This window comes from Enterococcus sp. E4-150, assembly GCF_035726465.1.
Lineage (GTDB): Bacteria > Bacillota > Bacilli > Lactobacillales > Enterococcaceae > Enterococcus_B > Enterococcus_B faecium.
Genome location: NZ_JAPRGK010000006.1, coordinates 134969 through 160998 on the forward strand (window position 1 = coordinate 134969; position 26030 = coordinate 160998).

At 40.1% G+C, this 26030-nt stretch carries 18 protein-coding genes; 6 read left to right on the forward strand and 12 right to left on the reverse strand.

The features are described from left to right. Window positions 1–14: 14 nt before the first annotated feature. The 6 genes from OZ002_RS07155 to OZ002_RS07180 all read right to left on the reverse strand — a co-directional run bounded on the left by OZ002_RS07155 (window position 15) and on the right by OZ002_RS07180 (window position 6686). Window positions 15–842, reverse strand: a complete 828-nt coding sequence (locus tag OZ002_RS07155) for a sugar phosphate isomerase/epimerase family protein (protein ID WP_002288129.1) — start codon at window positions 840–842, stop codon at window positions 15–17. Continuing rightward, complete coding sequence (locus OZ002_RS07160) at window positions 839–1906, reverse strand: zinc-dependent alcohol dehydrogenase (protein WP_049142101.1); 1068 nt, start codon at window positions 1904–1906, stop codon at window positions 839–841. Before OZ002_RS07160 ends, OZ002_RS07155 begins: the two co-directional genes overlap by 4 nt. 25 nt (window positions 1907–1931) lie before the next feature. Then, entirely contained in the window at window positions 1932–2768 is an 837-nt protein-coding gene (locus OZ002_RS07165; protein ID WP_002288133.1) for a carbohydrate ABC transporter permease, read from the reverse strand. Next, window positions 2765–3634 (reverse strand): carbohydrate ABC transporter permease, encoded by an 870-nt coding sequence (locus OZ002_RS07170; RefSeq protein WP_002302347.1) that lies wholly within the window; start codon window positions 3632–3634, stop codon window positions 2765–2767. Before OZ002_RS07170 ends, OZ002_RS07165 begins: the two co-directional genes overlap by 4 nt. Window positions 3635–3703: 69 nt before the next feature. Continuing rightward, window positions 3704–4987: an ABC transporter substrate-binding protein gene (locus tag OZ002_RS07175; protein WP_002339684.1), complete on the reverse strand. Its 1284-nt coding sequence runs from the start codon at window positions 4985–4987 to the stop codon at window positions 3704–3706. A gap of 13 nt (window positions 4988–5000) precedes the next feature. Continuing rightward, on the reverse strand, window positions 5001–6686 hold the full coding sequence (locus OZ002_RS07180; RefSeq protein ID WP_002307805.1) for an alpha-amylase family glycosyl hydrolase: 1686 nt from the start codon (window positions 6684–6686) through the stop codon (window positions 5001–5003). Between the two features lie 273 nt (window positions 6687–6959). On the opposite strand from OZ002_RS07180, the gene OZ002_RS07185 reads away from it, so the two are divergent. Next, complete coding sequence (locus OZ002_RS07185; protein ID WP_002300082.1) at window positions 6960–7985, forward strand: LacI family DNA-binding transcriptional regulator; 1026 nt, start codon at window positions 6960–6962, stop codon at window positions 7983–7985. A 595-nt stretch (window positions 7986–8580) separates the two neighbouring features. Here the strand turns inward: OZ002_RS07185 and rpoC are convergent. Then, on the reverse strand, window positions 8581–12234 hold the full coding sequence (gene rpoC / locus OZ002_RS07190; RefSeq protein WP_002295965.1) for a DNA-directed RNA polymerase subunit beta': 3654 nt from the start codon (window positions 12232–12234) through the stop codon (window positions 8581–8583). 78 nt (window positions 12235–12312) lie between these two features. Then, a complete protein-coding gene (gene rpoB / locus OZ002_RS07195) occupies window positions 12313–15930 on the reverse strand; it encodes a DNA-directed RNA polymerase subunit beta (protein WP_002295964.1) in 3618 nt (1205 codons plus the stop codon). Window positions 15931–16657: 727 nt separating this feature from the next. Here rpoB and OZ002_RS07200 point away from each other — a divergent pair. The 4 genes from OZ002_RS07200 to OZ002_RS07215 all read left to right on the forward strand — a co-directional run bounded on the left by OZ002_RS07200 (window position 16658) and on the right by OZ002_RS07215 (window position 20477). After that, window positions 16658–17626, forward strand: a complete 969-nt coding sequence (locus OZ002_RS07200; protein ID WP_002322823.1) for an ABC transporter substrate-binding protein — start codon at window positions 16658–16660, stop codon at window positions 17624–17626. Between the two features lie 17 nt (window positions 17627–17643). Then, complete coding sequence (locus tag OZ002_RS07205; protein WP_002289390.1) at window positions 17644–18549, forward strand: ABC transporter permease; 906 nt, start codon at window positions 17644–17646, stop codon at window positions 18547–18549. After that, a complete protein-coding gene (locus OZ002_RS07210; protein WP_049142097.1) occupies window positions 18546–19352 on the forward strand; it encodes an ABC transporter ATP-binding protein in 807 nt (268 codons plus the stop codon). The genes OZ002_RS07205 and OZ002_RS07210 overlap by 4 nt, the downstream gene beginning before the upstream one ends. Before the next feature lie 156 nt (window positions 19353–19508). Beyond that, window positions 19509–20477 (forward strand): biotin--[acetyl-CoA-carboxylase] ligase, encoded by a 969-nt coding sequence (locus OZ002_RS07215; protein WP_002328258.1) that lies wholly within the window; start codon window positions 19509–19511, stop codon window positions 20475–20477. Between the two features lie 316 nt (window positions 20478–20793). Here the strand turns inward: OZ002_RS07215 and OZ002_RS07220 are convergent, their stop codons facing one another. Further along, complete coding sequence (locus OZ002_RS07220; RefSeq protein ID WP_002307817.1) at window positions 20794–21318, reverse strand: DinB family protein; 525 nt, start codon at window positions 21316–21318, stop codon at window positions 20794–20796. Between the two features lie 286 nt (window positions 21319–21604). On the opposite strand from OZ002_RS07220, the gene scm reads away from it, so the two are divergent. Next, window positions 21605–23617, forward strand: coding sequence for a collagen-binding MSCRAMM adhesin Scm (gene scm / locus OZ002_RS07225; RefSeq protein ID WP_156249327.1), 2013 nt, complete (start codon window positions 21605–21607; stop codon window positions 23615–23617). Window positions 23618–23771: 154 nt separating this feature from the next. Here the strand turns inward: scm and OZ002_RS07230 are convergent, their stop codons facing one another. The 3 genes from OZ002_RS07230 to OZ002_RS07240 are packed head-to-tail and all read right to left on the reverse strand — an operon-like array spanning window position 23772 to window position 25777. Next, window positions 23772–24758, reverse strand: a complete 987-nt coding sequence (locus OZ002_RS07230; protein ID WP_002289380.1) for a polyprenyl synthetase family protein — start codon at window positions 24756–24758, stop codon at window positions 23772–23774. 22 nt (window positions 24759–24780) lie between these two features. After that, on the reverse strand, window positions 24781–25347 hold the full coding sequence (locus OZ002_RS07235) for a Gx transporter family protein (RefSeq protein WP_002289378.1): 567 nt from the start codon (window positions 25345–25347) through the stop codon (window positions 24781–24783). Between the two features lie 13 nt (window positions 25348–25360). Continuing rightward, a complete protein-coding gene (locus tag OZ002_RS07240; protein WP_156249328.1) occupies window positions 25361–25777 on the reverse strand; it encodes a NusG domain II-containing protein in 417 nt (138 codons plus the stop codon). Window positions 25778–26030: the final 253 nt, after the last annotated feature.

A 26030-nucleotide genomic window follows, 5' to 3' on the forward strand; every position in this document is an offset into this window, starting at 1 on the left:
TTGTTTTTCTTTCTCTATTCTTTCTCTAAATCATTTAAATGACGCGCTGTTTCCAGACAGTTTTTCAAGTATTGCAATGATTCCTGATAAATTTTCACTTCATTTTCTCCTCGCAAACGACATTCATATACCATATAACCTTCATACTCATTTTGAAGTAGCGTTTGAAAATGGCGAGTAAAATCAATTGCGCCAGATCCTGGTTGGTAGCGATGATTATCTGCTAAATGGATATGACCCACATACTCTTTTTGCGTAGTCAATGCTTTTGAAATATCATCTTCTTCAATATTCATATGATAAAAATCAGCGATGATCTGCACATGTTTCAATTGATTAGAGTCAATATAATGACGCGCATCCGCTAACAAATTGATCATATGGTCTTGGTATCGGTTCAAAGGCTCCAAATAAATAACCGTACCTGTTTCTTCGGCTACTTTATCTAAATAACGAAGTGATTCGCTGACTGCTTTATAGTCTCCTTCTTTGCTTCGGGGTGAAACCATCGGCGGTAATCGATAAGTGAACATTCCCCAAGCTGCTGGGATAACGATTCCTTTGCCTCCAACCTCGCTTAGTGCACGCAAAATCTCAGCAATTTGACGTACACCATTAAGACGCCGTTCTTCGATAAAGTCACCGATCCACCCATCGTAGCCGTTACAAGCTGTCACTACTGGGATCCCTGTTTCTTTGATTGCCTGTTTGACTGTGTCGATATTTTCTATTAACAACTTACCGTCGATTTCGTATTCTTCAAATCCACAGTCTTTGATAAATCTAAATTTTTCTAAAATGTCTCTTGGGAAAAATGCTTGATCTTGCGTACCGAATTTCATTGTTCTCCTCCTTGTACTTGAACACCCATTTTGATACTTTCTTCTGGGTGCTGATCTACATAACGCATGTAAGCTTCTGCGCTTTCTACAAATGGCACAACTGGATCAATGATTTCTTCACAATCCAAGTAACCGTTCATCAATAATTCCCAACATGTGTCCTCGATTCGTTTACGGTTCCATCTTGGGTAATCTGGGTTTGGTTCACTAGATGCTCGAGCAAAGACGATTTTTGCATTATTGAAATGTGCTTCGCGACCAAGATTAAACCCAGCTGGAAAAGGTTTAGCAAAGGCAACATAAGAAATGATCCCGCCATAGCCGATCCCTCTTAAAGAAGCTTGTAATGCGGCAGCACTGCCACTCGTTTCAATAACTGAATCTACTCCACGTTTATCTGTCAATTCCTTTAGACGAAAACCGACATCTGCTTTCATAGGATCTAGCGTGTAATCGGCACCGTATTTTTCTGCTAATTCTCTACGTTGCGCTATGGGATCGATCCCAACGATGGTAGTAGCACCTGCTTTTTTAGCTAATTGAATCGCAATTTGCCCGATAGCGCCTAAACCGAAGATTGCTACAGCATCACCTGCTCGAACATGTGCTTCCCGGATACCACCTAAAGCGAATTGAGCAGGATCGTAACATACTGCATTTTTCCATTGATCCAACCGATCAAGTTTACGTAGTTTATAATTATCAACACCGTTTGTAATCAGCGTTTCACGAATGGGTCCATAAGTGCAGACTAACTCTCCTTTTTGATACTCTGTCACCAAACTGCCCGTTTCTTCGATCGTACCGACAATCATATTTCCTAATTGAAATTCGCCAAATACCACACCGCGTTGGCTTCCTTCTTCTCTTGGCAAGAATAGGCGCCATTCTTCCGAAAATTCTTCATCGATAAATGGACTTAATCCTCTAAAGTCGACAATTTCTGTTCCTGGTTTTGGAGTAGCGAAAATTACTCGGATACGTACTTCGTTCTTTTCGATCTCACGGTCTTCGTAATCTTTGAATCCGGCTATTCTTGGTTCTAATGCAACTAATTTTTTCATCTTTTCTTTCCTCTTTCTTTTCTTTTTATCCTTTTACGCCGCCTTCGACTAAATCACCTTTAATAAATCGTTCAGATAACGCATACATAATGATGACTGGTAAAGCGGTCACCAATGAAGCGGCCATCATTCGTCCCCAAATGTAGTCTGGTGTACTGAATAATGTGTTCAAACCGATTGGTAAAGTAAATTTTTCGGAGGTCGACAGGAAAATCGAAGCAAATAAATAATCATTCCACGAAACCATAAAGCAATAAACGAAGACAGAAATGATTCCAGAAATAGCCAATGGTATAATGATCCGAATAATAATCTGGATCCGGCTAAGACCATCGATCATTGCTGCTTCTTCAATATCAGTCGGAATCGTGTCAAAATAACTTTTTAGCATGAATATCGCAGTAGGAAGTGTTTGAACGACCATCGTGATAATCAGTGCTGTATTGGTATCATACAAACCTAGACCGGAAATGATTTTAAATAATGGAACAACGATCAAAATACCGGAAAACATATAAACGGTGTAAAAGCTAGCATTGATTTTCGAGCGAGCTTTGAAGCGTAGTTTTGACAAAGCGTATGCCCCGCTGATCCCAATCACTACTGCAGTTACGGAGGCTATCAAGGAGATCACTAAACTATTTTTGAAATACATGATGAATGGAAAAATCTCAGCATTGAAAATATCCTGATAATGTTCAAAAGTCCATTCTTTCGGAAAAATAGTTTGTGTCGTTGCAATTGCTTCTTGTGAATCCTTGAATGATGTCATCAGCATAATCAAAAATGGAAACAAATTGACAGCTAATAGCAACAAAATCGTCGCGTAAAATAAGATTTTCCTGCTCTTTTTATTTTTCATTTCAAGTCCACCTTCTTTCGTGAGAGCAAGACGACCGCTGCAATAATGATGAACAATAGAATCGATATAGCTGCTGCTTTTCCAAGATCATTGAACGCAAAGGCTGTCTGATACAAATAAACGCCTAAGATATTGACTTTATTCGTCAGTAGATAGACATCTGTAAACATATAGAACATCCAGATAGATCGTAAAACAATCACAGTTGCTAGTACTGGTTTGATTGCCGGCAGTGTCACGATCTTGAACTTCTGCCAAGCATTTGCACCGTCCATTTCAGCTGCTTCATAAAGCGTTTTGTCGACTGTTTGCAAAATAGCCAAAAATGAAATAAACGCATACGGATAGTATCTCCAGATCGCAAACAAAACGACCATAAAGAAGCTAGCAACTGGCTGGTCGAACCACAGCGGTGCTTCGTTGAAAAGCTGCAACCTATCTACTAACAGATCATTGACGATTCCATAACTATTATTGAACATATATTTCCAAGCAAAAATCAAAGAAATAGATGGCGTAACATAACTTAATAAAATCAGTGAACGCACCGTTTTCCTAAATCTGAACTTGCGGTTAAGCAAAATAGCTACGGCTAATCCTAAAGCTGTACTGCCTGCTACAACTAAGAATGTGTAAGCAACTGTTAAACCTAAAGAACGATAAAATTCACTATCACTTAAAATTTCAAGATAATTGCTTAATCCGATAAAAACGGCGTCTAAGTTAGGATTCAGCGGCATATCGAAAAAACTGATCTGAATATTGGAAAGCATTGGAATCAGCACTAAAACAGCTAATAAAAGCATGCTTGGTGCTAAAAGTCCCATGGCTAATTTTAAGTCAGAATGTTTCCTTGGACGATTCATTGAAACCTCCCCCTGATAATCTGCCAATAGCTATCTACTTTTTTCGAACACCATTGGCAGAACTTCTTGTTATTTCGTATTTTTTTGTGCGTCAGCTAAAGATTGATCGACATCTTCGTTTCCGACAGTTACTTGGTTCACTGCTTTTCCGATCACACCTGAGCTTGTGATATCTCCCATTTTCGTGAAATTCTTTTCCCCGACTAGTCCAAAGACTTGTACTTCATCAAAAGCACTAGCAATCTCAGATGGCAACTCGCCAAAAGACTTGATGACTTCATTTTCTTTGTAACCATCCAGTTCGACTACTTGTTTATTCACTGGTTGAGCACCACCAGGAGACATCAAGACCCACTTTTCCATGTTTTTCGGTTGAGATAAGAAAGCTGTGAATGCTTCAGCAGCCTCTTTTTGTTTCTCGTCTAGACCAGAAGAAATCGTCAATCCAGATACTGTGCCATAGACAGCTTGATCTTTTTGTGTTGGGATAGCAAAACCGATATTTTCTGAGTTCCCCGCTTCATAAACAGAAGGCAAAATGTAAGTTGAATAGATTGCCATTGGTGCTGTTCCATTCATGAAAGCATCTTTGATTTCTGTCACATCATTAGAGCCTGGCATCGTGTATTGGGATAAGTTTTGATAAAACGACAATGCTTCTCTCATCTTTTCCGTATCGATCGTTACCTCGCCTTCATCATCCAAAACATTTGCTCCATTTGACAAAGCAAATTGAGAGAACGCTTGCTCACTCATTGTTCCTTCAGCAGTAGGCATAGCAATTCCATATTGTTTATTCTCTTTATCTGTGAAATGTTGAGCAATTTTTAAAATATCATCCCAATTTTCTGGTTCTGAAAAACCAGCTTCTGATAATTTTTCTTTGTCATACCAAATACCTTGAACCCAGCCGCTAATTGGTGCAGCAATATAGCTTTTTCCATCTTCTGAACGAACAAGGTTTTTGGCTCCGTCATAATAATTATCTTCTCCAGCTTCCTCGATAACGTTTTGGACTGCCGTCTGATCGATCAGTTCATCTTTATCCATCACTTTAGCAAAATCCTGACTGACTTCCATTACTTCTGGTAATTTACCGGAACGAGCTAACGTAACGATTTTCGTATTGAACGCTGATTCTTCTACCGGCACTTGCTTGATTTTGATGTCTGGATTTTCTTTTTCAAAATCAGCAACCAGTTCATTGATCACACTTAATCGTTCCTGTTCGACAGAAGAGTGCATGAATTGAATCGTTGTCTGTTGTGATTCGTTAGAGCTTTGACTTTCACCACAAGCAGTAAGAAGAAATCCAGTAGCTAGCAGACAGATAGTAACAATAATTTTTTTCATTTTTTTCCACCTCTTATTTTATTATTTTCAGCCACATATATTCATACGGCTGGAATATCAACTTTCGCTCTTGACTGCAATGGATAATTTGTCCAGAAAACAGGTCTAGGTAATCTCCTTTTGGTAAAAGATAACCTGCTGATTGATTGGAAAAATTATGGATAACTAAGACTTTCTCTTCCTTCGCTTCGCGAATAAAACTGATAAAAGAATCTGCTGAGTCCAGTAAGTAAATCAAACTATTCGGATGGAAGGCTTTTTCTTTTTTTCGAATAGATAGCATCTGGGTCAATTCACCATATACTGCTGTTCTTAATGGATCTGTCTGCAACTCTTTCTCAATATCAGCTAACAAAAATTTTTGCCGATTGATTTTTCGATTCTCTCCTGTTTTTTCTACGCCTTTGTAATCATTTCGACTTCCCAGCACACTTTGAATATAAATTGCCGGCACGCCTGGTAACGTTACCAAAAATGAATGAGCTGCTAAAAAGCGTTTGCTTCTCCATTCCGTCGTATCTGTTGGAGAACTTAACGCATCTAGATACGTAGCGTTTATCTCATATGGACTGGTCGTTCCATCTGGGTTTTTCTTGTAGTTTACTCGGGCACCCTCTTTCTTCAGCTGTTCCACTAATTCAAGGATCGTTTTTTCCGGCAGAATACCTCTTATCGGGTTTAATCCGATTCCGTCATGGGAAGCTAAAAAATTAAAAAAGGTCGTTTTTTTCGATGTAAAATTGATTGTTTCTAACCATTCTTTCAACTTACTTGTATTTCCCGAGCGTATCGCGTGAAGAGTCAAAGGTGGCAGTGAAAACTGATAGACCATCTGTGCTTCATTCCTGCCATCGCCAAAATAACTAATATTATCTTTATGTGGCACATTTGTCTCGGTGATCAATACCGTTCCTGGAGCTGCTTCATCAACGATTGCACGGAATAACTGAATAATCTTATGCGTTTCTGGCAAGTGTATACAAGAAGTTCCTAGTTCTTTCCATAAAAACCCCACAGCATCCAAACGAATAAATGAAGCGCCTTTTTCTAGGTAAAACAAAAGAATATCGATCATTTTCAATAAAACTTCTGGGTTTTTAAAATTCAAATCTACTTGATCTTCGCTAAAAGTCGTCCATACATGTTTTTCTTTCCCGTTTTTGTCGATGAAAGTTGTAAGTAGTGGACTAGTCCTTGGTCTAGTCACGCTGCTTGTATCTGTATCCAGTGGCAAATCAATAAAAAAATCTTTGTACGTATCATTCAAGTTTAAATATTCCTGAAACCAAGTACTTTCGGCAGACATATGATTGCAGACAAAGTCGAACATTAACCGTGTTTCGCTTCTCATTTCTTCTACATCGTCCCATGTGCCCAAATGGTCGTTGATTGCCTGATAATCTAAAACGGAGAAACCATCATCAGATGTATATGGAAAAAATGGCAAGAAATGAACAACACTAAATGTATCTGCCAAATACTTCCGATAAAATTTTTTAAATGTACGCAAAGTTGGTTGCTGCTCTTCAAAAAATTGATCCCCATAAGTAATCAAGAAAATATCTTCTTCGTCCCAATGCAGTTTGCCTGCCTGGCCTTTCTTCTGCTGATAATCACTGACTTTTTGTTCAATCATAGAGGCGGTTTTCTCAGCCAAATCTGAGTCGCGATAAATCGCTTGTAAAAGTTTTGTATACATCGGATTCCCCTTTCTTTTTTGGGAGCGTTCCCAACGATTTGATCATATTATGGAAAACGCTTACTGTCAATAGCATTTTTTTAAATAATTTTGATATACAAAAAATACAAATAAGAAAGCTTATGTATCAATAGTTAATAGCTTCTTAAAAAAATATGGTCTCTCATGATCATGCAAGCTATTCCTAAATTTTCAAAATCATAGACAAAAAAGAATGTCTATTGTACTATGGAATTATTCTAAAACGCTCCCAAAAAGGAGGTGCATATAAAATTGAAACCTACTATTTATGACATTGCGAACAAAGCCAATGTCTCCAAATCAACTGTCTCCAGAGTATTAAATAACCAGCCAAATATCTCTGATAAAGCAAAAGCAAGTGTACTTCAAGCAATCAAAGAATTGAATTATGAACCGAGCAAAATTGCAAGAGGACTGTCAGGAAATGGTTTTGACGCGATTCTAGCATTATCTCATCGTACTTCTCATACGACCTATGGCAATCCTTTTTTTTCAGATGTTATTCAATCCATTTCTGCCGTTTCTGAACAAAATAACTTCGACTTGATTCTACAAACGGCAAAAACACCAGAAGAAGAGCTAGAAAAATGCGCGAAAAAGATCCAAGAAAAAATGATTCGAGGAATTATTATTTTAAGCTCTACGATGGATGAAACACTTCTTTTTGAATTGGATCAATACAATATTCCTATTGTGGTAATCGGAAAAGTCGGAAACGACTACACGAACATCTACTCAGTGGACACGGATAATTTCCAGGATAGTTACGATTTGGTGGAAACACTGATCAAGAATGGACACCGTCATATCGGCTGTCTCCATGCTCCGACAGAAGTTTATGTATCCAATGATCGTCTCAATGGTTACCGTCAATGCTTATTTGATCATCACCTAGATATCCGTAATGAATGGATCATAGACGGCGGCTTTCGCTTAGAAGACAGCATGGCAGCAATGAATGATTTAATGAAGCTGCGAGAAAGACCAACTGCGATTTTTTCTACCGATGCATTAAAATCATTGAGTATTTACAAAGTGGCAGAACAAACTGGAAAGCAGATACCTGATGATCTTTCGATCGCAGGATTCAGTGATCCCTTATTGTCCTCCCTATTTTCGCCACAGCTGACTCGGATAGACATTCCAACAAATCAGTTAGGAATCAAAGCCACAGAACTTTTATTCCAATTGATCCATCACCAATACCCAGAAGAAAAAAGAATCATTCTTTCAACCGAGATTACTCTCACAGATTCGATCCAACAACAAGAAATGTAGGGCAGATTTATAAAAGAACAGAAACACTGAGGATAAGTCAGTTACTCTGTTCTTTTTTCAATCACTCATCCTCCATTACCCCCTCCCGGTATTTTAGCGGATTTTTCTTTATTTTCCATCTATTTTAGATAGCTGTGGATAACTATAATGTTTGTGTTAAACTATTTTTTCCACAGGGAAGAAAAAACTATTTTTAACCACGTTGTGTATAAGTTTTTATAGTTCATTTTTTTAAACTCATTTACCCTTATTTCAATCCATGTTATTTGGGGATACTTATCTCTAAAACATAAATAGAATAACTAGACATGTCTACTGGTTTTGTTGTATTCGAGGAACTATTCACTAATAGCTAGCAAAATATTAAAAATAACCGCTCTATCTTCCCATGAATTTATTTTGCATTCAAAAAATGATCTATCTTTATTTTTATTGATTGACTTCTCTGGGAAGATGATCGTTCCGATACCTTAATGGGATACGAACCGATGTTGTAAGATCCTTTCCCACTTTTCTTCTAGTTAGACAAATTATTTTAGACAAATCAAAAAAGAGGTTGTGACAATAATTTGTCACAACCTCTTTTGTAAAATATCTATTTTGTTTGATTGTTCATTGCGTCTTCTGCAGCCATTTGTGCTTCAATATCTGAAATACTGTAGACATTTTCGCTTGCTACACCGACTTCTTTTGGTTCCATGTCACGGTAACGTTGCATACCAGTACCAGCTGGGATGATCTTACCGATAATAACATTTTCTTTCAAACCAAGAAGAGGATCTTTCTTACCGCGGATCGCAGCATCCGTCAAGACACGAGTTGTTTCTTGGAATGATGCAGCAGATAAGAAACTATTTGTTTCTAATGATGCTTTTGTAATACCTAGCAAGACAGGTCGAGAAGTTGCAGGAACGCCTCCTGAGACTAGCGTATTGTAGTTTTGATCTTTAAAGTCTGCGATGTCTAATAATGTACCTGGTAAGATATCTGTATCACCTGGATCCATTACACGAACTTTACGCAGCATTTGACGAACCATTACTTCGATATGCTTGTCGCCGATTTCTACCCCTTGCATACGGTAAACACGTTGTACTTCACGAAGCAAGTAGTTTTCAACAGATAATACATCGCGAACTTGCAACAATTGTTTTGGATCGATTGATCCTTCTGTCAATGGTGCACCACGGTGGATCATATCGCCTTCTGCTACTTTCATACGTGCTGTATAAGGAACAGTATACGTACGTGTATCTGTTTTTCCTTTGATTGTTACTTCTTTGGTACGTGTTGCAGGATCTTCTGAGATATCGATGACATCCCCTGTTACTTCTGTGATCACTGCTTGCCCTTTCGGATTACGTGCTTCAAAGATTTCTTGGACACGAGGAAGACCTTGAGTGATATCGTCTCCGGCAACCCCACCCGTATGGAATGTACGCATCGTCAACTGAGTACCAGGTTCACCGATTGATTGAGCGGCGATCGTACCAACTGCTTCTCCGACTTCAACGTCAGAGCCAGTTGCAAGGTTGCGTCCGTAACAATGTTTGCAGACACCATGTTTTGTATTACATGTGAAGACAGAACGGATTGTCACTGTTTCGACACCTGCATCAACGATTTGTTTTGCGATGTCTTCGGAAATCAATTGGTTTCCTGCAATGATCAATTCATTTGTTTCAGGATGACGTACTTCTTTACGAGTGTAACGTCCCACTAAACGATCTTCTAATGATTCGATGATTTCATTTCCTTCACGGATTGCTTGGATTTCAAGACCTCGGTCAGTACCGCAATCTTCTTCACGGATGATTACATCTTGGGCCACGTCAACCAGACGACGAGTCAAGTAACCTGAATCGGCAGTCTTCAAGGCTGTATCGGTCATCCCTTTACGAGCCCCGTGAGTTGAGATAAACATTTCCAAGACAGATAGTCCTTCACGGAAGTTCGAAATGATTGGCAATTCCATGATTCGACCATTAGGAGCGGCCATCAACCCACGCATTCCGGCAAGCTGTGTAAAGTTGGAAATGTTCCCACGAGCTCCAGAATCAGACATCATGAAGATTGGGTTTTTCGCTTCCAAACCTTCCATCAGTTTTTGTTGGATGCTGTCTTTTGCAGCGTTCCAAACAGCAATGACACGTTCATAACGTTCGTCATCTGTAATCAGACCACGACGGAATTGTTTTGTAATAGTTTCAACTTGTTTATGGGCATTTTCAATGATTTCTTGTTTTTCATTCAGTACACTGATGTCAGCGATCCCTACTGTGATACCGGCATGTGTTGAATGTTTATACCCTAAGTCTTTCATACGGTCAAGCATCTTAGAAGTTTCTGTTACTTTGAATCGTTTGAAGACTTCTGCGATGATGTTTCCTAAGTTTTTCTTCTTGAACGGTAATACTAATTCTTGCTCTTTGATATGTGCAGGAATATCAGTACCAGCTTCAACAAAGTATTTGTCCGGTGTTTGGACGGTCAAGTTGAAGTCTGTTGGTTCATTCAGATAAGGGAATTCAGGAGGCATGATCTCGTTGAAGATGATCTTACCAACTGTTGTGATCATCGTACGTTCTTTTTGCCATTCAGTAAATGGTTTTTCACCTAATGAGTTAGGGTTCACACCGATACGTGAATGTAAATGAACATATCCGTTGCGCCATGCTATAACGGCTTCGTTTTGATCTCTGAAGACCATTCCTTCGCCTTCGCGTCCTTCTTCTTCCATTGTCAAGTAGTAGTTACCTAGAACCATATCTTGAGAAGGAGTAACAACTGGTTTACCATCTTTAGGGTTCAAGATGTTTTGAGCAGCTAACATCAACATACGTGCTTCTGCTTGTGCTTCTTCATTCAATGGAACGTGGACAGCCATTTGGTCTCCATCGAAATCGGCATTATAAGCTTCACATACAAGTGGATGCAAACGGATTGCGCGTCCTTGTACTAAAACTGGTTCGAATGCTTGGATACCAAGTCGGTGAAGCGTAGGTGCCCGGTTCAGCAATACTGGGTGTTCCTTGATTACGTCTTCTAAAACATCCCATACTTCGTCTTCTTGACGTTCGATTTTACGTTTCGCATTTTTGATGTTTGAAGCTAGTTCGCGTTGAACAAGCTCACGCATCACGAATGGTTTGAATAATTCGATAGCCATTTCTTTTGGAAGTCCACATTGGTACATCTTCAAGAAAGGTCCAACAACGATAACAGAACGACCGGAGTAGTCGACACGTTTACCTAGCAAGTTTTGACGGAAACGACCTTGTTTCCCTTTCAACATATGAGAAAGAGATTTCAATGGGCGGTTACCTGGTCCAGTAACTGGACGTCCGCGACGACCGTTATCGATCAATGCATCTACTGCTTCTTGCAGCATACGTTTTTCATTTTGAACGATGATTCCAGGTGCATTCAAGTCTAACAAACGTTTCAAACGGTTATTACGGTTGATTACACGACGGTAAAGATCATTCAAGTCACTTGTTGCAAAACGTCCACCTTCTAATTGAACCATTGGGCGTAAATCTGGTGGAATAACAGGGATAACGTCCATAACCATCCAGCTTGGTTGATTTCCTGAAGCGCGGAATGCTTCTAAAATATCCAAACGGCGGATTGCACGTGTACGTTTTTGTCCTTGTGCAGATTTCAATTCTTCTTTCAATTCGGCTGCTTCTGCATCTAGATCAACATTATCAAGTAATTGTTTGATCGCTTCTGCACCCATAGCAGCTTGGAATTCTTGTCCATATTGTTCACGTTTTTCGCGATATTCGCGTTCTGTCAACAATTGTTTTTTCTCTAAATTCGTATTTCCTGGTTCGATGACTACATATGAAGCAAAATAAATGATTTCTTCCAAAGCGCGTGGGCTCATGTCTAATACAAGACCCATACGTGAAGGAATCCCTTTAAAGTACCAGATATGTGAAACAGGAGCTGCTAATTCAATATGTCCCATGCGTTCACGGCGAACTTTCGAACGAGTAACTTCCACTCCGCATCGATCACAAACGATTCCTTTATAACGGATACGTTTGTATTTTCCGCAGGCACATTCCCAGTCTTTTGTAGGACCAAAAATCCGCTCACAGAACAACCCTTCGCGTTCAGGTTTTAAGGTACGATAGTTAATCGTCTCAGGTTTTTTTACTTCACCGTAAGACCAGCTTCTGATTTTTTCGGGAGAAGCCAAACCTATTTGCATACTTTCGAATTTATTTACATCGATCAAAAGGGGTTCCCTCCATTTCATTTAATGGCAAACCGCAAGACGGCTGATCTTCGACCGCCTTGCAGCTCATAGACCGGATTAGTCTAAATTATCTTCTGCGGTTTCAAAGTTTTGGATGACATCGTCTTTTTCATCTTCCACTTGTTCAGCAGCTTTCTTTTCTAATTCTTTGGCAGTTTGCTGTTCGGCAAATTTTGTCAAAGCATCAACAGTGATCAAATCGTCGTCTTCATCGTCCATGTCGCGAAGTTCGATCTCTGTTTCTTCGATATCCAAGACACGCATGTCCAGACCTAGTGATTGCAATTCTTTCACCAATACGCGGAATGATTCCGGTACACCTGGTTTTGGAATTGGTTCACCCTTGACGATTGCTTCGTATGTTTTCACACGTCCGACTACGTCATCTGATTTGTATGTCAAGATTTCTTGTAAAGTATAAGCCGCACCGTAAGCTTCCAGTGCCCATACTTCCATTTCACCAAAACGTTGTCCACCAAATTGAGCTTTACCTCCCAATGGTTGTTGTGTAACCAATGAGTAAGGTCCGATTGAACGTGCATGCAATTTGTCATCGACCATGTGAGCAAGTTTGATCATGTACATCACACCGACAGACACACGTCCATCAAATGGTTCACCTGTACGTCCGTCGTACAGAACAGTTTTCGCATCGCTGGCCATACCGGCTTCACGAACTGTTTCCCATACGTCTTCATCACTTGCACCATCAAATACTGGCGTTGCTACGTGGATACCTAACTGACGTGCAGCCATACCCAAGTGTAATTCCAATACTTGCCCGATGTTCATACGTGAAGGCACCCCTAAAGGATTCAGCATGATATCGATTGGTGTTCCATCAGGTAGGAATGGCATATCTTCTTCCGGCATAATACGGGATACAACCCCTTTATTTCCGTGACGACCGGCCATTTTATCTCCTTCATGGATTTTACGTTTTTGAACGATATAAACACGAACTAACATGTTTACGCCTGGTGACAATTCATCTCCAGCTTCACGAGTAAAGATTTTCACATCGTGAACGATCCCGCCGCCGCCATGTGGTACACGTAATGATGTATCGCGGACTTCACGAGCTTTTTCGCCAAAGATCGCATGCAATAGACGTTCTTCTGCAGATAATTCTGTTACCCCTTTTGGCGTGACTTTACCTACAAGCAAATCGCCATCTTGGACTTCTGCACCAATACGGATGATGCCCATTTCGTCTAAATCTTTCAATGCGTCTTCCCCGACATTAGGGATTTCGCGTGTGATTTCTTCAGGTCCTAATTTTGTATCGCGGGCTTCTGATTCATATTCTTCAATATGGATAGAAGTGTATACGTCATCTTTTACCAAACGACGGCTCATGATGATCGCATCTTCATAGTTGTACCCTTCCCAAGTCATGAAACCAACTAAAACGTTTTGGCCTAGAGCCATTTCACCTTGTTCCATAGATGGTCCGTCTGCCAGAGTATCCCCTTTTTCGACTTTTTCACCTAAATGAACGATTGGACGTTGGTTGTAGCTTGTTCCGGAGTTTGAACGACGGAATTTTGTTACATCGTATTTATCTAATGCACCGTTGTCGCGGCGTACGCGGATTTCAGAAGCATCAACGTATTCAACGACACCATCATGTTTACATAACAAAGCAGCTCCTGAGTCATGCGCTGATTTGTATTCCATACCAGTACCAACCCATGGTGCTTGAGGATTGATCAACGGCACTGCTTGACGCTGCATGTTGGCACCCATCAAGGCACGGTTGGAGTCATCGTTTTCCAAGAAAGGAATACATGCCGTCGCAACGGCAACTACTTGTTTAGGTGATACGTCCATGTAGTCTACTTTATCAATAGATACTTCTAAGTTTTCACTTTGAGCACGAGCCATAACAACGTCTTGAGCAAATGTTCCATCTTCATTCAATGGGCTGTTTGCTTGGGCTACGATGTAATGGTCTTCGATGTCTGCTGTCAAGTAGTCGATTTGGTCGGTTACACGACCTGTTTCGCGGTCTACACGACGATAAGGTGTTTCGATAAATCCGAATTTATTTACTTTCGCATAACTGGACAAACTATTGATCAACCCGATGTTTGGGCCTTCAGGAGTTTCGATCGGACACATACGACCATAGTGGGAGTAGTGAACGTCACGAACTTCATAACCGGCACGGTCACGAGTCAATCCGCCAGGTCCTAAGGCTGAAAGACGACGTTTGTGTGTCAATTCGCCAAGAGGATTTGTTTGATCCATGAACTGTGACAACTGAGAAGAACCAAAGAATTCTTTGATACTTGCCACAACTGGACGGATATTGATCAATTGTTGAGGTGTCAATGTTTCAGTATCTTGGATCGACATTCTTTCACGAACCACACGTTCCATACGTGCTAGACCGATACGGAATTGGTTTTGTAAAAGTTCACCGACTGAACGGATACGACGGTTTCCTAAGTGGTCGATATCATCGACATTGCCGATACCTTCCATCAAGTTCAAGAAATAGCTCATTGAAGCAATGATGTCGGCTGGACGAACCGTTTTTACAGCTGCTTCTGGATAGCCGTTTCCGATCACGTTTACTTCACGTTCAGGGTCTCTTGGTGAAAATACTTTGATGACTTGGACAGTCATTGGATCTGTGACCACACCGTCTTCTGATGGATAGTAAGTCACTGAATTTAGGCCATTATCAATGAAAGGAGCTAGTGTTTCCATGACTTGGTGAGTCAGAACTGTTCCTTTTTCAACGATGATCTCGCCTGTTTCTGGATCAACTAATGTTTCAGCTAATGTCAGATTCAATAGACGTGTTTTCAAATCTAATTTTTTGTTTACTTTGTAACGACCAACGTTTGCTAAGTCGTAACGTTTTGGATCGAAGAAACGAGCATTCAGCAAGTTACGTGAGCTATCTGCTGTTTTAGGTTCGCCTGGACGCAAACGTTCGTAAACGTCTTTCAAACCTTCTTCTGTTCTTGAGTCGCTTGCGTTTTTATGCAAGTCTTTTTCGACTGTATTGCGTAATGTTTCGCTGTCGCCGAAGATTTCAAAGATCGTATCATCGGAACCAAATCCTAACGCACGAACTAATACGGTTAAAGGAATCTTACGTGTACGGTCGATACGTACATAAGAGATGTCTTTTGCATCAGTTTCCATTTCTAGCCAAGCGCCACGGTTAGGGATAACAGTAGAACCGAATCCTTCTTTTCCGTTTTTGTCGACTTTTCCATGGAAATAGACACCTGGTGAACGGACTAACTGAGAAACGATTACTCGCTCTGCCCCGTTGATGATGAATGTTCCTTGTTCTGTCATTAATGGGAAATCACCGAAGAATACTTCTTGTGCTTTGATTTCGCCAGTCTCGCGGTTTGTCAAACGCAATGTTACATGTAATGGTGCAGAGTAGTTTGCATCATGCGCACGAGCTTCTGCTACTGTATACTTTGGTTCTTTCAATTCATAATCTACAAATTCCAAAGATAGATTGCCATTGAAGTCATCGATTGGCAAAATGTCTTCAAACATTTCTCTAAGTCCCTCATCTAAGAACCATTGGTAAGAGTCTGTTTGAATTTCGATCAAATTTGGTAATTCCAACACTTCACTGATTCTTGCGAAACTTCTACGTTCGCGATGTTTTCCGTATTTTACTACGTGTCCAGCCAAGCTCTTCACCCCTCTAAAATGTCATTCAAAAAGACTACCCGATCAATTGTTACAATAATATTTCAAATATTATTTTTAGGTAACAACAGACATTTTTTGCGGCTTTTAGGCAAAAAAAAACCAAAAATAGAACATTCTCTTGAAACCTTACTTCGTGAGCTTCTACTTTTGTTTCCTTATATTAAAGCCGAAACGGACAATATTTCGTTTCTGCCTTTTCTTCATCAGATAGTTTTTGCAACTTCATATACTACACTTATTTTCTATAAAAGTCAACACTTCCTGGCGTTTCTTCTGCTTTTTCGCAATATTTTCTTAATGTTTTCAATTTTATGTTTTCAATTATCTGACAATTCTTAATTGACAGACCTTTTTATCTCGGTTATACTTTAGAAAATTCATCTTGTGGAGGAACTTCTATGCGAACCAACATCAACCAAATCGCACCAACACAACTGAATAACTTTTACTTTAGCTACTTTAGATAGGTTTGTATTCATCATGATGGATACAAACGTTAAACGACAGTTTGTATCTATGATGGCTAAAGAACTTTGTATTGCAGCAAAAAGCCACGTAGACAAAATGCTAAGTGGCTGAGCAGTGAAAATACAAAGTAAAAGTATCAAGCATTCTACTTTTTCAATTTATTTTCCGACTTTTCAATCCATTTGGACATTTTGTCTGAATGGATTTTTTGTTTCCCAAAATTAAGGAGGAAAAAGAAATGAAAAAAAATATAATCATCGGATTAGGCGCTGCCCTGCTACTAGCTTTAGGAGGTTGCGCACAAAAAGACAATTCCGCAGAGGCATCAGATGGACAAAAAACAATTGGCGTATTGCAACTTGTACAACATAACTCGTTAGACGCTGCCTATAAAGGATTCAAAGAAGGATTAGCAGAAGAAGGGTATAAAGAAGGCGATAATCTAACAATCGATTATCAAAATGCCCAAAACAATCAAGACAACCTGAAAAGTATGAGTGAGAAACTCGTCAAAGAAGATCCTGATTTGCTACTTGGAATCGCCACTCCAGCAGCACAATCTTTATTAAATGAAACAACCACTATCCCGATGACTGTCACAGCGGTCACAGACTTGGAACAAGCCCATTTAGTCACATCCAATGAAAAACCTGGCGGCAATGTGACTGGCACGACAGATATGGTGCCAATCGAAAAACAAATCGGCTTACTGTTAAATATCGTGCCAGACGCCAAAACAATCGGCATCATGTATAACAACGGTGAAGCAAACTCTAAGATCCAAGCTGATTTGGCAGAAAAAGAATTGAAAAAAGCGGGCGTCAAAGTCAAAGTACTGACAGCAAATTCCACAAATGATGTCCAACAAGTGACGAAAAGTCTAGCTAAAGATGTAGATGGAATCTATATTCCTACTGATAACACGTTCGCAAGTGCGGCAAGTGTTGTCGGTGAAGTCGCAAAAGAAACAAAAACACCTGTCGTTGCTGGCGCAGTTGATCAAGTCAAAGACGGCGGTCTAGCAACAGTAGGAATCGACTACGAAAGCTTGGGCAAACAAACAGGGATCATGGCAGCAAAAATCTTAGACGGCAAGAAGCCAAGTGAACTTCCTGTCGAAACAGCGAATGATTTGGAACTGTATGTCAATAAAGACATGGCCAAAGCATTAGGCATCAATCCAGACAGCATCAAAGAAGCTGAATAAAACACAGGAGGATTCTCATGACAAATTTGCTCTCTCTTTTCTTATCATCTGCATCGCAAGGGGTCTTATGGGCCCTACTTGCGATTGGTGTATACGTCACTTTCCGTATCTTGGACATTGCCGACTTGACTGCTGAAGGAAGCTTCCCTTTAGGTGCAGGGATCGCGGCAGTAAGTATTACAAATGGCTATCATCCATTGACAGCTTGTCTTCTAGGCTTTTTAGGGGGTGCGGCAGCAGGGCTTGTTTCCGGACTGCTTCACACAAAATTGAAAATTCCCGCCCTTCTTGCAGGGATCATCACCATGACTGGTTTATATTCTGTCACATCCCGTGTGATGGGTGCGCCGAACATCTCTTTATTGGGTCAGCCAACGATCTTTCATTGGGTCGAGTCATTCGGCATAACAAAAGACAACGCTGTACTGATCGTCGGTCTGCTTTTTGCTTTGATCGTTGTATGTTTACTTGTTTTGTTCTTACGTACAGAAACAGGACTTGCTATTCGTGCAACTGGCGATAATCTGGCAATGAGCGAAGCAAACGGGATCAACACAGATAATATGAAGATCATCGGTTATATGATTTCTAATGGATGCATTGCTCTTTCTGGCTCCTTGCTTGCGCAAAACAACGGCTTTGCTGATTTGAATTCTGGTATTGGAACGATCGTAATTGGACTTGCTTCTATTATCATCGCAGAAGTTTTGTTACGTAACCAGCCACTATTTCTCCGTCTCTTGACTGTCGTTTTAGGTGCGGTCATTTATCGTTTTATTTTAGCGTTAGTCTTCGAACTGAATGTTGAACCAAGTGATTCGAAACTTGCTTCTGCTTTCGTGCTAGTGATCTGTCTTTCTTTCCCGCAGATCCAGCAAAAATTCCATTTACCTCAAAAAAAGAAAGGCGGTAGTGTCAAATGAATGACGTCTTAACATTGGAAAATCTCCATCATACCTTTGAAAAAGGAACGATCAACGAAAATCATGTCCTGAAAGGCATTAATCTTTCCTTAGATCCCGGCGACTTCGTGACGATCATCGGTGGAAATGGGGCTGGTAAATCTACTTTGCTGAACAGCATCGCCGGTACATTTTCTGTCGATCAGGGACAAATTTTATTGAATGGAAAAAATATCACGAAAAAATCTGTTGTCGAACGTTCGAAATCCATCAGTCGCGTATTCCAAGATCCTAAACTAGGGACAGCCGTTCGTTTAACGGTAGAAGAAAACCTCGCTCTTGCTATGAAACGAGGAAAAAAACGCGGCTTCTTCCGTGGTGTCAAACCACAAGACCGAACATTTTTCAAAGACCAGCTGGCTCGGCTGAATTTGGGTTTGGAAAATCGTTTATCCTCAGAAATCGGTTTGCTGTCTGGAGGACAACGTCAAGCTATTACGCTATTGATGGCCACAATACAGCGTCCAGAACTGATCTTATTAGATGAACACACTGCAGCGCTTGACCCTGCTACTTCCAAAAGGGTGATGGAATTGACAGAAAAGCTGATCACTGAGCAGAATCTCACTGCTTTTATGGTCACTCATGACATGGAAGACGCGATCCGCTATGGGAATCGACTGATCATGCTGCATCAAGGAAGGATCGTCGTAGATATCCAGCAAGAGGAAAAACAGCAGCTCACAGTGCCCCAATTATTAGCGTTGTTCAAACAAAACAGCGGCACGGCATTAAAAGACGATCAAGTACTTTTATCTTCATAATCAGAAAGAGGCTGGGACAAAAAATGAACGCCCACCCTCTTCTTTTTTCTCTTTCCTTCTTTCGTTTTTGCTTTATGTATCAACCGTTGTTTCTTCGAAAACTATTTTGTTCTCTCCTTCTTCCTGATAGAATGGATGAGAAAGGAGCTTGATGCCATGACAACGAAAGACAAGGTACTTCAATTATTGAAAAAGACACCAGATTTTCTTTCCGGAGAAAAGTTGGCACAGCAACTGGAAGTTTCCCGGACAAGTATTTGGAAAGCCATCAAAGAATTGGAAAAGGCAGGCTATCGTTTTGAGCACGGGCCTACAGGGTATCGTTACCTGCCCTCTGACGTACTAGATGCAAAAGAAATCCAGCAAGAGCTACGGTCGTTTATTCCTGATTTGAAAGTACAAACGATGTTGACTTCTGAATCTACGATGAAAGATGCCAAACTGGCAGCAGCTCAAGGAGATTCTGTTTCGAAGTTATTTGTTGCTGATACACAAGAACAAGCTCGTGGACGTTTTGGACGGCCTTTTTTCGCTGAACCTGGACGAGGAATCTACATGAGTCTCTTGCTCCATCCAGACAAACGGTTTGATGAATTGCCTCAATATACGATCATCGCAGCCAGTGCCTGTGTGAAAGCCATTGAATCTGTAACCGGTCGTTCTGCTTCGATCAAATGGGTCAATGATATCTACATGGATGGAAAAAAAGTCTGTGGGATTTTATCTGAAGCAGTCAGTGATATGGAAAGCGGCAGGATCAGTCATATCATCATTGGGATCGGGCTTAATTTTTCTGTTCCTCAAAATCATTTTCCAGCTGATCTCCAAGAAAAAGCCACCTCTGTCTTTCCCGACGGACAAGCTAGTGTCACAAGGAATCAGCTAATCAGCAAAATCTGGCAAGAATTGTTCACTTATCTTTCTCACCCAGAAAAAGCGTTGGACTTCTATAAAGAAAAATCATTCGTATTGGGAAAAACCGTGTCGTTCAATCAAAAAGGAACGACTTATGTCGGTCTTGCAAAAGAAATCGGTGATCATGGCGAACTGATCGTCCAAACAAATGAACAGGAGATGAGTTTGTCTTCTGGCGAAATCAGTCTCACATCTATCCGTACGCAATAATTATCAGATTTCACAAAAGGACACCTGATCTCATACAGTGTCCTTTTTTCTGAATTCTCTTCAAAAGACTCTCCTTATTCTATCAGCTGACAGTTTCTCTATCCTCTAGAAAAAGGTGTTCTAAAAATATCTATAAAGCATGGTACACTTTCTTTAAATGAATCAATGCAAAAAACAAGAGAGTCATTAGTTTACACGATCAAAAGAGATAGCAGGCCGCTTCCTTTTTCGATCTTATAGATAGACCATGGGTAACGATAAAAACAAAAAAGAACTTGCGACTTATTTTGCCGTAAGTTCTTTTTTAGCTAGTGCCTTAATCTCTTAATCCCAACAAACGTCTCGCATAGATCACCTGACCAGAGTGCATAGCAGCATCATCAATAATAGAAACGAGACGCATTCCTCGGGTGACTGGTGGTGTCCAGTTCTCGTCAATTACTTCATCTAACTCGGAAGGTGCCAGCCTTCTTAAGTAAGAAATAGCAAAATCAGCAGCTCCTCGCAAGTATCCTAGCAGATCTTCTATTTGATTAGCTTGGATCTGCTTTGCTTGTTCCAGACTGTGCTTCCAATCTTGTTCGTTATCTGCTATCGTCATCGGAAACCGGCTTTCCCAGTCTTGACTATGCCAAATTGGAGAGGTTCCTGCTAAATCAGCAATCTGGAAATCTAATTCCCGAGCGGTATGCCAAGCCAGCCAAGTCATTGATTTGATCTGCGGTGCTCTATCTTCCACTGGAAAACGATTGGCCTCCTCAATAGAGACGCCTTCAAACAAACGTTCAAACCGATCGTATGCCCGATCCACACTCTCGCATAGCATATCTAAATAATCCATTTATTTTCCTCCTTTTTATTTATCCTACTTACTTTTTCCTAATTCTAGGATACCTACTTATATGTTACTACACACCCTTATTTTTTACACTTTAACAGTCACCATCATCAATAGTTTGGAGATTGAAAGAAAAAGATAGTGTCGAACTATCAATTGAACAAGAAGCAACAATATGAACGTTTCATTAATATTCTATAAATAATCAATGATTTTTCAAACGAACAGTTTAAGACTAGGAGAAAAAGAGTATAATAGGAAAATGTTTGAAAGGAAAGGAAGGGGAAAAATGAAAAAAAGGGCAAGTTTACTAGTCCTAGTTGCTTTGTTGTTCAATATCTTTTCGTATGGTGTGGCCGTTTCAGCGGAAACATACATTCCTAAAGACCCTGGGAATATTTATAATGATCTAACTGGTAACTATGGCTTGTTAGGAATTGCTAGTCAATTCCACGTATTTGCTAAAAATAAGACAACTGTGAATGCACATACAGACGGAAATATAGCAACACATGAACTTGATGCAAAAAATAATTTTGGTACAGAGCTTCATGAAGGTTTATTGAACCAAGAAATAAATTATATACAAAAAACTGATTCTTTCGCTAATTCTTCAGGCATACCTACAGGTGGCACAAGAATGAATAAATTTGTCGTTGGCAGTAACGTGGATGTAGCACTTCAAGATGGTCATCCTACAGTCAATGGATCCAGGCTTGATCACTTAACTCCAGATGATTTTTATAAAGATCGTGCTGGGCATGAATATATTGATTTCGAGCAGGAATTTGCTAAATTGAATGTAGCAGCAAATGATCTTGCAACCATCACTCCAGCTAAAACATATACTGTTGCAGATTTTCCAGACATGAACAATCGGACAATCGATTTAACTGGTTTATCAGATACCGGGTTTTTATTGGTAAATATCGATGCAGAAGTGTTAACGATGAATACGCCACTTCAAATCATCAATCCAAATGATCAAGTAGTTGTATTTAATGTCATCAACAGTTCTTCTGCATTGAACGTACAGTCACCAATCAAATACAATGATCGTTCAAATCATGAAACAGAAGATTTTTCGGATGCGAATATCTCTTGGAATTTTGGAAATGAGATGACTGATTTGACAATCAGTGCTCCTTTTCAAGGAACAATACTTGCGCCTAATGCTACTATCCGCATTACTCAAAACCAAGACGGAACGATTATAGGGACAAATGTGATTTTAGATGCAGCTACCAATCGTTGGGATCCTAACGAAATATTTATCAGCGACAATGGTACAGATACGACAGACACAAGCGACAGTACAGATACATCTACCACAAGTGATAGCTCAGATTCATCAACTTCAAGCGACAGTACAGATACTACCTCTACCACAAGTGATAGCACGGACACGTCAGCTTCAAGTGACAGTACAGATACATCCTCTATCACAAGTGATAGCTCAGATTCATCTACCACTACAAGTGATAGTACCGATACATCAGCTTCAAGCGACAGTACAGATACTACCTCTACCACAAGTGATAGCTCAGATTCAACTACCACTACAAGTGATAGTACCGATACATCAGCTTCAAGCGATAGTACAGATACTACCTCTACCACAAGTGATAGCACGGACACGTCAGCTTCAAGCGACAGTACAGATACTACCTCTACCACAAGTGATAGCTCAGATTCATCAACTTCAAGCGATAGTACGGATACATCTACCACAACAAGTGATAGCACGGACACGTCAGCTTCAAGCGACAGTACAGATACTACCTCTACCACAAGTGATAGCTCAGATTCATCAACTTCAAGCGACAGTACGGATACATCTACCACAACAAGTGATAGCACGGACACGTCAGCTTCAAGCGACAGTACAGATACAATCTCTACCACAAGTGATAGCTCAGATTCATCAACTTCAAGCGATAGTACGGATACATCTACCACAACAAGTGATAGCACGGACACGTCAGCTTCAAGCGACAGTACAGATACAATCTCTACCACAAGTGATAGCTCAGATTCATCAACTTCAAGCGATAGTACAGACACGTCGTCTACCACAAGCGATACACGTCATGCAAGTGTCTCCTTCTCAAAAACAAGTTCGGATAACAGGACGAACTTTAACTTAACTAATAAAACAAGCAATGACAATGGAAACAAATCAAAAAGAGCACTTCCTAAAACTGGAAGTCAATCGAATAATTGGATAACACTCGCAGGCGTTATATTACTTGTAATCGGTTTAAGAATCACTTTTATGAGTTATAAGAAATCGAAAAGGTAAAAAAATATTCAAGATAAAAAAGAGCAACGTCGCTAACGGACGTTGCTCTTTATTTTTGCTTTTTATCATAAATACAAGAACTACAATTCAATTTGTCAAAAAACACGTAGATTTCCTTCTGAGAAATTTATTTACGTATCGAACCTTTCCCTATTCAGTCTTTGCGATCCAAAATCAGTTGGGTAAGGGAAAAGAGATTCTCTTTTGTTCGAAGAGAGGTGGCAGGTAATTTCTTTATTTCCTTCAAAGCCTTTTCTGTGTAAGAGGCCGCTAACTTCCTAGCTTCTTCCACGCCTCCTGTATGTTCAACGATTTTGCGTACGGCGTCGACATCTTCTTCTGTCATTGCCGCTTTCTTCTCTAAATAAGGTAGTAACTTTGGTTTGTTTTTTTGCAAAGAGTAGATCAACGGTAAAGAATAGACCCCTTGACGCATGTCTTCTAGTACAGGTTTGCCGATTTCCTGGCTCTCTTTTGTATAATCTAAAATATCATCGATAATCTGAAAGGCCATCCCGATAGAAAGTCCGATATCTCCTGCTTTTTTTGCGAAGCGCTCGCTTGTTCCACTTTCAAAAGCGCCAACAGAACAACTTAATTGGAACAGTTCAGCTGTCTTACCTGAAATATTTTCCAAATATTCTTTTACAGAAAGTTCATAATTATAGCGATCATCCATCTGCCCTAATTCGCCATTCAATACTTTTTCCATACTGCGAGAATTCAATTGGAGACTTTTCAAGGAAGTGGAGTAATCAGACAATAGTTTAAAACAGCAGACAAATAAATAGTCTCCTGCATAGACAGAAACGACATTACCAAACTGACTACGGATATTAGGCTGACCACGTCGCAGATCCGCTTCATCAACGATATCATCATGGATCAGTGTGGCCGTATGGAGCATTTCGATAGAAGCTGCCAAAGCGATGGCTTTGTCTCGATCTTGCTCTGGTCCAAATTGTGAGAACAATAGCTGATAGGCAGGACGCAACAGCTTTCCGCCGGCATGGATCGTTTCTTTGATTGCTTGTTCGACAGGTTTGTTTTTCAGGCGGACAGTTTCTTCCATCCGTTTTAGTGTTTCTGTCAATTCTTTACTTAAAGCAGGATAGTTTTCCCACATTGGATGTAGCTTCATAAAAAAACTCCTTGTGTGACGATTATTTTTTGGTAAACATTGGGCTCCATTTTTGTTTGGTTCCCTGCTCATAATCTTTTTGGAATCGTTGAAGTGTCTGCACATGTCGTAAAAGATAATTCGCTGCGATCCCGATTGCAATCCCTGATAAAATCCCTAAAACTGAAAGGACTGGCAAGTACAACATGACTGTCCATGATTGTGCAATGAAAGAAGCCATCAAAAGCTGTCCGACATTATGCATGAAACCGCCGGCCGCACTAATTCCGATGATACTGACACGTTTTGGTCCTAATTGCTTGACCAATAACATTCCAAAATAACTAAGCAAAGCACCACTCATACTATAAAGGAATGTGGAAATCGTTCCGCCTAGCAAAGTAGTCAGGAATAGTCGTAACCAAAGTAGTAAGAAGCTGTCTCGTTTTTTCATGGTAAAAATGGCAACGATCGTGATTAGATTGGCTAAGCCTAGTTTTGCACCAGGCGCAAAAGAAAAAGGATAAGGGATCATATTTTCCAATAAACCAATGATCACTCCTTGTGCAACAAGCAGCGAAATATAAATCATTTTTTGTAATTTACTCATGGTGTGTGAAGGTCTAATAAATCAGACTGTCTTCGTCACCTCCATCTGTTGAACGGACTTCGATCACTAATTTATGTGGCAAACAGACGATGGTTTCGCCATTTTTCATTGCCCAGCCTCGACGTACGCAGATCTGGTCATCGCAATCTGCTTCTTTTATCCGTACTCGATCGCCATCTATCTCGATCAAGTTATAATCTCCGTGTTCATCTTTGTAAGTATATGTGTAGCTCTCTTCTCCAGCCATCAAAGGGAATGTTTTGATTTCTGTGCCATCCACACGCAGTACCGCTTCTTTTTCTGCTGTTGCGGTGTTTTGCTGAAGACCAAAAATCATGACTGGTAAAAAAGAAAGAACAGTCAAAAGCAAAATAATAAAAACATCCCAAGGTTTGAGCAGACTTTTTTCAGCAAATTCTTTAAGGCTCATTTTTGTTCTCCTTTTTCCAGATTAACTCACCCAATTTTAGCATAAAAACAAGAGGTTGTGACACCTGTGTCTTGCTTTGAGTAATAAGAACGAAGAATAGAAAACAGCTTTCCATGTTTTCTAATTCTTTGGGCTTATTACCGAGAAGCAGCAGGTGGAACACCGTTTATAACAAGAGGTTGTGACAGAAGTAGGCAACTTCAAGAAATAAGAAGGAATTTACGAAAATTACTTTTCAAGTTTTTGTGAAATT